The sequence below is a fragment of the Streptosporangium sp. G12 genome, from assembly GCF_052983175.1.
On the sequence record NZ_JBRIQO010000028.1, the window covers coordinates 143,013 to 151,714 of the forward strand.

Below are 8,702 nucleotides of genomic sequence, written 5' to 3' on the forward strand. Positions count from 1 at the left end.
CTCTTATGGGGCATTGTCGGTGAAACCGCGATGGGGGTATGAACCTGTGAGCTGGCTCTCCGTGGTCGGGGTCATCGTCTTTCTCGTGGGACTGATGGTGTCGATCGGGCTGCACGAGATCGGCCACCTGGTGCCGGCCAAGCTGTTCGGTGTCAAGGTCACCCAGTACATGGTCGGGTTCGGCCCGACGATGTGGTCGCGCCGCAAGGGCGACACCGAGTACGGCATCAAGTGGCTTCCGCTCGGCGGCTACATCCGCATGATCGGCATGCTGCCGCCCCGGCCCACCGACGCCCCCGGCAAGGTGCGCTCGGTCTCCACCGGCCCCTGGCAGGGCCTGATCGAGAACGCCCGCGACGTCGCCCTGGAGGAGGTACGGCCGGGCGACGAGAACCGGGTGTTCTACCGCAAGCCCTGGTGGCAGAAGGTCATCATCATGTCCGGCGGTCCGGCGATGAACTTCGTGCTGGCGTTCGTCCTGTTCGGCGTCGTGCTCATGGGCTTCGGCATCCCCACGCAGAAGACCGAGATCGCCTCGATCCCGCAGTGCGTGAAGACCGCCGCCGAGTACGAGAAGAACCCCGAGTGCACCGCGGCCGACAAGCCCAGCCCGGCCAGCGCGGCGGGGCTGAGGCCGGGAGACGTCATCGTGTCCGTGGCGGGCAAACCCGCCACGAGCTGGGACGCCGCGACGCGGGCCATCCGCGACCACGGCGCGGGCCCGATCGCGATCGGCGTCAGGCGGGCCGGTCAGGATCTGACCGTCAACGCCAGCCTCATCGCCCAGGACCGCGAGTCGCTGGACGAGCCCGGCAAGATCGAGAAGGGTGTCGGATACCTCGGGGTGAGCCCGAAGATCGTCATCGAGCAGCAGAGCTTCGGCGCCGTGGCCGCGCACATGGGGGACCTCACCTCGGCCACCGCCGCCTCGCTGCTCAGGTTCCCCGAGAAGATGGTGGGCGTCTGGCACGCCGCCTTCTCCGGGGACGAGCGCGACAGGAACGGCCCGATCGGTGTCATCGGCGTCAGCCGCATCGGCGGTGAGATCGCCGCCGCCGCGATCCCGCTGGAAAACAAGATCGTCGTTTTCATCAACCTGCTGGCGGGCTTCAACCTGGCGATCGGCCTGTTCAACCTGATCCCGCTGCTTCCCCTGGACGGCGGCCACATCGCGGGAGGTCTGTGGGAGGGGCTCAAGCGCGGTTTCGCCCGCGTCGCCCGCCGCCCCACGCCCGGCCACGTCGACATCGCCAAGGCGCTTCCGCTCACCTACGCGATCGCCTTCCTGATGATCATCATGGCGGGCCTGCTGATGTACGCCGACCTGGTCAACCCGGTCCGCCTGTCCGGCTGACCGTTCCCCGCCCCGATGTCCCGTACGGACCGTCGTGCCGTACGCGCCGATCTGCCCGCCACGGGGTCCACGGGTGGCGACCTCCGACGTGGCACGGCCCGCGTGGCGTGCCGGGGGTCGGAGGTGGGGAGACACGGCACATCCGCCCGCAGGGGTTAGGGTGACGCCGTGAACGAGGGAACGCCTGGAGCGGTGATCGACGTGGCCCTGTTCCGGTTGCGCCGGATCTGGTCGCGGCCACTGCGAGCGCGCAAGGCCGGGGAGCCGCAGCGAGCGGTGCACATGTCGAACGTGATGGTCGTGCACGCCGTGCACAAGCTGAGCCTGGACGTGCCTGAGGTGACCGTGGGCGCCGTCGCCGAGCAACTGGGTGTCGATCCCTCCACGGCCAGCAGGCTGGTCAACGACGCGGTCGGCGCGGGGTTCGTGGAGCGCGAGGAGTCGGCCGTGGACGCCAGGCGGGCCCGGCTCGTACTGAGCGAGCGGGGCCGTCGCGTGCTGGAGGTGGTGATCCGCCACCGGCGTACCTACCTTGACGGCCTGATGGCCGACTGGGACGAGCCGGACCGCGAGGTCTTCGCCCGGCTTCTCGACCGTTTCGCCGAGGCCGCCGTCGCCCGCCCGGCGAACCTGGCCGACCTCGACCGGATGATCGCCGAGACGCTCGTGGAGACCTCCGCCCCGGGCTGATCCGGCCGTTGCCGCGATCGGCCCGTCCTGCACGGGATTCGCCTGCTCTTCGTGCCTGTTCACGCGGGTGGGGGCGTGCGTCCCGCAGGTCGGCGCTACTCCCCGGTGACCCCGTCGATCCGCTGGCGGATGATGTCGGCGTGGCCGTTGTGCCGGGCGTACTCCTCGATCATGTGGACGAGGATCCAGCGCAGTGAGACGTCATGGTCGCGGCGTCGCGTCTTTCCCACGGTGTCCATGGGAAGCCCGGCGGACAGTTCGCGCGCGTGCGCGATCTCGCCCCGCCAGCGGGCGAACGCCTGCTCCGCCGTGCTCGTCTCCAGGGTGTCGAAGTCGCCGTCGGGATCGTCGTCGGAATAGTAGAACGGGGCGGCGCCCTCGCCGTTGAGGATGTTGCGGAACCAGTTGCGCTCCACCTCGGCCATGTGGCGGACCAGACCCAGCAGGGAGAGCGTGGACGGCTCGGCGGAACGCAGGCGAAGCTGCTCGTCCGAGAGCCCGGCGCATTTCACGGCCAGGGTCTCCCGGTGCCAGTCCAGCCAGGAGTGCAGCATGGTGCTCTCGTCGGCGATGAAGGCGGGGTCAACGCGTGTGTCGGTCATGGCGTCCCATCCTGTCGGCACGCGGGCCCGCTGTCATACCTTTTTCCTCCCGGCCGATCGCGAGGCGTCCGCGCGTCGCCGCGTACCGGAGGACACCTGCGCATCGGTATGTGCCGGCACCATCCGGCGTTCAGTCACCACGTTCTACAACAAGTGAGACTCGGACGTCCACCTGCCCTCAACAATCCCACCGAGGGCATATAGGCGAGTCCGCAGAGCAAAGTAGGCAATTCAGCCCGCCATGACCCCGGCCGGCCCGCCCTGGCGACCCGGGCTCGACTAAGGAGGTGTCAATATTCGCCCGGGTCGATCGGTGGATCGGTGATGAAAATCTGGCACGTGGCCAAAGGTTTGTCATCGGAGGATTCAGGTAGAGTGCGGCTTTTCCCCGTTCAATCCAGATTGTTTCCCCGGTCGGTAATGGTTTCCCATCGGCCCGCGGCCGGTCCTCTCCCGTTTCGTGTTCGCCGCCATTCCGGGATTCACCGGCGTCCCCATTTACTGTGGAGGGGTTTCGGTGTTCGTCGTGACGGCCTCCCGCGGTCGGTCGCGCCGGAAAGTGATCGAGCTGGATGGATCCGGAAAGAAGGCGTTCCCAGGTGCGCGCGAATTCAGAGAAGATACTTGTCATCGGGGCCGGGGTAAGCGGGTTGACCACTGCGCTGTGCCTGGCCAGGGAAGGGTTTCGCGTCACCGTCGTCGCGGAGAGATTCGCGCCCGACATCGTCTCGGTCGTCGCGGGCGCGCTGTGGGAGTGGCCACCGGCGGTGTGCGGTTACCACCACGACCAGATCTCCCTCGCTCGCTCCAAGAACTGGTGCGTCACCTCGTACGAGATGTTCGAGAAGCTGGCCCGGGCCAAGGTTCCCGGGGTGGCCATGCGAAGGTCCAACTTCTATTTCAAACACCCCGTCGAGGAGAGTCCGCACGATCTCCACAAGATGCAGGAACTCGCGGGGAAGGTGCGAGGCTTCGTCCGCGACCGGTCGCTCGCCGAACGCAACGGCGTCAGTCCCGACTACGGCGTGGTCGACGCGTACTCGCACATGGCGCCCATGATCGACACCGATCAGTACATGGCGTGGCTGATGCGGCAGGTCAAGATCCACGGTGTGCGGGTCGAGCGGTACCGGGTCGAGGGGCTGCTGGCCGAGCGCAGGGCCGAGCTCCTCGACCGCTTCGGCGCCGAGGTGATCGTCTGCTGCGCCGGCCTCGGCACCGCCGGGCTCCGCGGCATCGGCATGTATCCGCTGCGCGGCGCGCTGGTGCGGGTCCGCAACGACGGGCTTCGCGGGCGCCGGATCCGCGAGGCCCACTGCGTCTCCCACGACGAGGAGAACAAGGACGAGCAGGACATCGTCTTCATCGTGCCGCGCAATCCGAGACTCCTCGTCCTCGGGGGACTGGCGGAAAAGGACGAGTGGGACACCGGGATCAATCTGGAGAACCACGGGCCCGTACGGGAGATGTACGAGCGGTGCCTGGCCTTCATGCCCGCGCTGCGACACGCCAGGCTGGACCCCGACGAGCCGGTACGGGCGGGGCTGCGGCCGTTCCGGAACGAGAACGTCTGTCTTGAGTGGGACGACGAAGAACAGGTCGTCTACAACTTCGCGCACGGCGGAGCCGGATTCAGCTTCTCCTGGGGATGCGCCCAGGAGGCCGTCGGTCTGGTGCGTGCGGCGATAGAGGATCGCACGTACTCGTATTCCTTCTAACGGATCTCGCCCGAGAGTGGATAGGCGTTTAAAAAATGCGGAGAACCATCACGTGCCTCCTGATCGCGAACTCGACCCTCGTTCTCACCGCGTGCCTGCCATTCGGTGTCGCGAACACCGGTGTCATGTCGTCACGGCATTCCGGCGCGCCCATTCCCCATGAGCGCCCTCCCGTGCCTCGTGCCGAGCACACCCCGCTGTCACGGTTTCCCCTCCTTCGCCCCGGCGACAGGGGGACCCAGGTCCAGCAGGTCCACCGGCGCCTCGACCGGCTGGGATTCGGGCCGGGAGAGGCCGGCGACGAGTACCGTCCCGCGCTGCGCGCGGCCGTGTGGGCCTTCCAGAAGGCGAACGGGCTGCCTCCCACCGACGAGATCGACCCGCGGACCTGGCGGGCGCTCTCCCGCCCGGCGCGCCTCAAACCGCTGGTGTCGTACGGGGAGCCCACGAGGGTGGAGATCGACCTGCGCCGCCAGCTGCTCACCGCGTGGCAGGGCGGCAAGCCCGCGCTGGTCTCCCACATCTCGACCGGTAACGGCGAGCACTACTGCAAGAAGGGCCACTGCGGGGTCGCCGTCACGCCCACCGGGGACTTCCGCGCCTGGTTCCGGACGCCCGGATGGACCAGCGGGCCGCTGGGCGACCAGTTCTACACCATCTATTTCAACGAGGGAATCGGCTTCCACGGCTCGGAGCGGGTCCCGCGGCATCCCGCGTCCCACGGCTGCATCCGGGTGCCGCTCCACAACGCCAAGGCGCTCTACGACATGACCCCGACGGGAACCCCGGTCTACGTCCGCCGTCCCGCGGCTCCCGAGCCTCGGGACCGGGCCACGTCTCCAGACCGGGCCACGTCTCCCGAGCGCCCGAAGTCCTCCGGGCGGCCCGCGTCCCCCGCGTCCCCCGAGTCCCCCGGACTCTCCGGACAGGACGCGGACCGGCCGAAGGAGCTCTGAGGCCGGCCCGGTGCATCGGCATGGCCACCGCACCGGGTCCTGCCGCGACGTCACGGTTCGGAGACCTTCGAGCCTTCGGCGATGAGATACCCACCTTCGCGATAGTTGCGCGTCGTCCTTCGCCCCGTATCGTCCCGACCAGTGATCCCGGTTGCGCGGGGAAGGATCGGCATGAACGACGACGTGGTGCGACGCGTTTTCCAGGTGGTCGACTCGTTCGACCCCGACGAGTTCGTGCGGTTGCTGGCCGAGGACGCCACACTGGTGTTCGGCAACGCCGAGCCGATGGCGGGACGTGAGGCCATCGCCGCCGGGTTGCGGGCGTTCTTCTCCACCATCGGCGGCCTGCAGCACCGGATCGTCAGGAACTGGCAGGTGGACGCCGACATCATCGCCGAGACCGAGGTGACCTACCGGCGGCTCGACGGCAAGGACGCCGGCGTCGTGGCCGTGTCGATCTGGCGCACCCGCGACGACGGTCTGATCTCGGACTACCGCATATTCGTCGACCTCGCACCCGTCTACGCGGTCTGAGGCTCCGGCGAGACCGTAGCCGCGGGCGCGGCGCCTGTCTTCTCCCGCGGGAGACACCCGGAGTGAGCCGTCCCCGTCAGGGGCTGCCTCCGCCACCCCGGGGACCGGACGCGCGACTGGCGCCCCATGGCCGTCTCGAGCAGCCACGTCAGGGTGAAAACGGTTCAGAGGTGATCGTCCCGGGCCCCGGCGCGGAACGGCTCACCCGTGGGTCTCACGCTCGCCGCCTGGCCCGATAGGCGCTGGCCTTGGCGCGGTTCTGGCATGACAGATCGCAGAAGCGGCGCGAGGCATTACGTGTGGTGTCGAAGAAGACCAGACGGCATCCGCCGGCCTGGCAGGCGCCGAGCCGGGCCGCCTGGCCGACACCGATGACCATGGCCAGCGCGGTTCCCGTGTCCGCGGCCCACGCGTCCACGAGGCTCGCATCGGCCCGGTGGAAGGCGAGAACGAGGGGCCGGTCCGAGTCGCCGTGCAGGTTCGGCACGGCGCCGTGCCGTACCAGCAGGTTGTTGAGCCGCGCGGCGGCCTCGAGGACGCGCTCACCGGCACCGAAAGCCGGGCGCAGGTCGGCGGCGATCCCGGCCAGCCGGTCGGCGTCCGCGGCGGTGAGCATGGAGGGCGGGCGACCGGCGGCGACCAGCCGGGTGGTGATCGCGGCGAGCCGTTCGTCACCGGATCGCGGCGGCGTGACGTCACGGCCATGCGCCGATGTGGCGGTGAGGCAGTTCACCAGCAGGACCGCCAGCTCGACCCTGCTTCCAACATAACTGTCTATTTCGGATTGACCAGTGATGCGCCATGAATCTATCGTCACTGTCATACCTTATGTAGACAGTGAGGGTTTGGCCATGTTCGAACGACTCGCACGGCAGATGTGGCACCAGATCGAGCCGGTGCACGCGACGCTCTATTTCAGCCCCGAGGCTCTCGAAGAGGCGGCGAGGCTCGGCCATGACATCGGATCGCGCTGGCCGAGCTACTTCGCCTGGCGCATGGCGCCGCTCGGCGCCGCGGGACCGAGGGTGGTCGCCGCCGCCTGCTACAGCTTCAGCCCCATGATGATCGCCGAGTATGTGCCGGCGATCTGGGTCGTGGCGATCCCCGGGCAGGTGCTCGAAGCGCGGTCGCGAGCGATGGACCGGACACTTCGCGCCCTCCTCGGCGACCACGTCGACGTGACGGAGGCGGCGGAGCTCGCGGTCAGGGCAGCGGAGAGCATCCAGGTCGCCCACCGGCCGCTGGCCGCGGCCAATCTCGAACTGCCCTGGCCGCGAGAGCCGCATTTGGCCCTCTGGCAGGCGTACACGGTCCTGCGCGAACACCGCGGTGACGGACATCTGACGGCATTGCAGGCCGCCGGGCTGGACGCGTGCGAGGCGCTGGTCTCCTTCGCCTCCGTGGGAGCCGCGCCGGTCGACCACTTCGCGGGACGCGGGTGGAGTTCCGAGGAGTGGGCCGCCGCGCGTGAACGACTGGCCGGCCGGGGCCTCGTCGACGCCGACGGCCTGGCGACCCCGGCGGGGCGAGCGCTGCGCCACCAGGTCGAGCGCCTCACGGACGAACTGGCGGCGGGGCCGTGGCGGGCACTCGGCGAGGCGGGGGCCGAGCGGCTGGCCGACCTGAACCGGCCTCTGCTGGGGGCGGTGTTCGAGTCGGGGATGCTGCCGGGCACGACCACGTTGGGCATCGGCAAAGTGCAGGTGACCGCGTGAGGCTGGAGCGGCTCACCGGCGAAGAGACGCTCGTCCGCGCCGCCGAACTGATCGAGATCTACCGCGTCTCGTTCAACGGCCCACCCTGGTATGAGGACGGACACGGCACGGCCGACTTCGCCAGGCGCCTGGCCACGGACGCACGCCGCCCGGGCTTCGCGGCGGTGCTCGCCGGCCGGGACGGCGAACCCGCGGGATTCGGTACGGCATGGCCGACGCAAAGCCCCTTTCCCGCGGGCCGCGCCTACGACCGGGTGCGCGTCCAGCTCGGCGACCAGGTGGAAACGCGTCTGGTCGGGGCGCTGGAGGTCGATGAGCTCGCGGTGAGCCCCCACGCCCGTGGACAACGCCTGGCGGCCCGCATCCTCGACCTGCTCTGCGAGGGCGCGACCGGCTGCTGGCTGCTGACGGCGCCGAAGGCGCATGACGCGATCAGGCTCTACGAACGCCTTGGCTGGCGGCGTCTGACCGGCCCCGGGGCGAACGTGGTGGTGTTCACTCGCTCACACCGGACGCCGGCTGTCACGGCCACGCCGGACGGCCATCGAAACGGTCGGTGACGTCGTGAGCATGGGCGACGTCCACCTGCCGGCCGGTTGCCGGCGGTTCTCGCGTTCGACCGGCGCCAGGAGGCCGAACAGGCAGGCCGGCACCCGTCGCCGCGGCCCGACCCGCCCCGAGCGGCCCGCCACCCGCGCGAACCTCTCGCCCGGGCCCGCCGTCCACGCCTGAAGGTCCTGAGCGGTCACCGCACTCGACATGCAGCCAGGCTGGCCAATGCGTGCTTTCGCCCTGGCGATTCTCATGCTGTCGGGTGCGACTCTCCTTCCGCCGCAGGGCATGGCCAGGTGGACTACCGCGGTCGCCGGCGCGTCTGCTCCCGTGAAACCGGGTCCTGCTTCGGAGTTTCCGGACGTTCGGTACGGGTGGGGTCGCCGCGAACGAGCTCGTCGTGGATGCGCCGGCGGGCGCTGGTCGCGGCGCGCCCCGTCGTCTCGTCGCCGTGCTCGATGCGCTGTCGCAACAGCCGCATGGCGATGCGGCGGTTGAGGCTCGACTGCCGCTCGGTGTCGACCACGACGACGATCCCCGAGGGCCGGTGGGTCGCCCGTACCGCCGTGCTCGCCTTGTTG

At 69.4% G+C, this 8,702-nt stretch carries 10 protein-coding genes; 7 read left to right on the top strand and 3 right to left on the bottom strand.

What is annotated here, in order from left to right:
* Nucleotides 1-46: 46 nt before the first annotated feature.
* Together ACVCAG_RS36020 and ACVCAG_RS36025 are read left to right on the top strand one after the other, a co-directional pair.
* Nucleotides 47-1,354: a site-2 protease family protein gene (locus ACVCAG_RS36020; protein WP_440081249.1), complete on the top strand. Its 1,308-nt coding sequence runs from the start codon at nucleotides 47-49 to the stop codon at nucleotides 1,352-1,354.
* A 168-nt stretch (nucleotides 1,355-1,522) separates the two neighbouring features.
* Nucleotides 1,523-2,044, top strand: a complete 522-nt coding sequence (locus ACVCAG_RS36025; RefSeq protein WP_440081248.1) for a MarR family transcriptional regulator — start codon at nucleotides 1,523-1,525, stop codon at nucleotides 2,042-2,044.
* Between the two features lie 95 nt (nucleotides 2,045-2,139).
* Here ACVCAG_RS36025 and ACVCAG_RS36030 read toward each other — a convergent pair whose 3' ends face one another.
* Nucleotides 2,140-2,646, bottom strand: a complete 507-nt coding sequence (locus ACVCAG_RS36030; protein ID WP_440081247.1) for a DinB family protein — start codon at nucleotides 2,644-2,646, stop codon at nucleotides 2,140-2,142.
* 572 nt (nucleotides 2,647-3,218) lie between these two features.
* Between ACVCAG_RS36030 and ACVCAG_RS36035 the strand changes: the two genes are divergently transcribed.
* The 3 genes from ACVCAG_RS36035 to ACVCAG_RS36045 all read left to right on the top strand — a co-directional run bounded on the left by ACVCAG_RS36035 (nucleotide 3,219) and on the right by ACVCAG_RS36045 (nucleotide 5,854).
* Nucleotides 3,219-4,364 (top strand): FAD-dependent oxidoreductase, encoded by a 1,146-nt coding sequence (locus ACVCAG_RS36035; protein ID WP_440081246.1) that lies wholly within the window; start codon nucleotides 3,219-3,221, stop codon nucleotides 4,362-4,364.
* A 173-nt stretch (nucleotides 4,365-4,537) separates the two neighbouring features.
* Entirely contained in the window at nucleotides 4,538-5,320 is a 783-nt protein-coding gene (locus ACVCAG_RS36040; protein WP_440081245.1) for a L,D-transpeptidase family protein, read from the top strand.
* Between the two features lie 171 nt (nucleotides 5,321-5,491).
* Complete coding sequence (locus ACVCAG_RS36045; protein WP_440081244.1) at nucleotides 5,492-5,854, top strand: nuclear transport factor 2 family protein; 363 nt, start codon at nucleotides 5,492-5,494, stop codon at nucleotides 5,852-5,854.
* A 214-nt stretch (nucleotides 5,855-6,068) separates the two neighbouring features.
* Here ACVCAG_RS36045 and ACVCAG_RS36050 read toward each other — a convergent pair whose 3' ends face one another.
* Nucleotides 6,069-6,671 (bottom strand): CGNR zinc finger domain-containing protein, encoded by a 603-nt coding sequence (locus ACVCAG_RS36050; protein ID WP_440081243.1) that lies wholly within the window; start codon nucleotides 6,669-6,671, stop codon nucleotides 6,069-6,071.
* Nucleotides 6,672-6,705: 34 nt separating this feature from the next.
* Between ACVCAG_RS36050 and ACVCAG_RS36055 the strand changes: the two genes are divergently transcribed.
* Nucleotides 6,706-7,569, top strand: a complete 864-nt coding sequence (locus ACVCAG_RS36055) for an SCO6745 family protein (protein ID WP_440081242.1) — start codon at nucleotides 6,706-6,708, stop codon at nucleotides 7,567-7,569.
* Nucleotides 7,566-8,129 (top strand): GNAT family N-acetyltransferase, encoded by a 564-nt coding sequence (locus ACVCAG_RS36060; protein ID WP_440081241.1) that lies wholly within the window; start codon nucleotides 7,566-7,568, stop codon nucleotides 8,127-8,129. The genes ACVCAG_RS36055 and ACVCAG_RS36060 overlap by 4 nt, the downstream gene beginning before the upstream one ends.
* Before the next feature lie 293 nt (nucleotides 8,130-8,422).
* Here ACVCAG_RS36060 and ACVCAG_RS36065 read toward each other — a convergent pair.
* Nucleotides 8,423-8,702, bottom strand: a 280-nt coding sequence (locus tag ACVCAG_RS36065) for a peptide chain release factor-like protein (protein ID WP_440081240.1), incomplete at its 5' end; no start/stop codon positions are given.

Excerpts from the sequence above, each read along its gene's own strand:
- ACVCAG_RS36035 (WP_440081246.1), top strand. The coding sequence starts at position 3,219 with ATGGATCCGGAAAGAAGGCGTTCCCAGGTGCGCGCGAATTCAGAGAAG.
- ACVCAG_RS36030 (WP_440081247.1), bottom strand. The coding sequence starts at position 2,646 with ATGACCGACACACGCGTTGACCCCGCCTTCATCGCCGACGAGAGCACC.
- ACVCAG_RS36055 (WP_440081242.1), top strand. The coding sequence starts at position 6,706 with ATGTTCGAACGACTCGCACGGCAGATGTGGCACCAGATCGAGCCGGTG.
- ACVCAG_RS36045 (WP_440081244.1), top strand. The coding sequence starts at position 5,492 with ATGAACGACGACGTGGTGCGACGCGTTTTCCAGGTGGTCGACTCGTTC.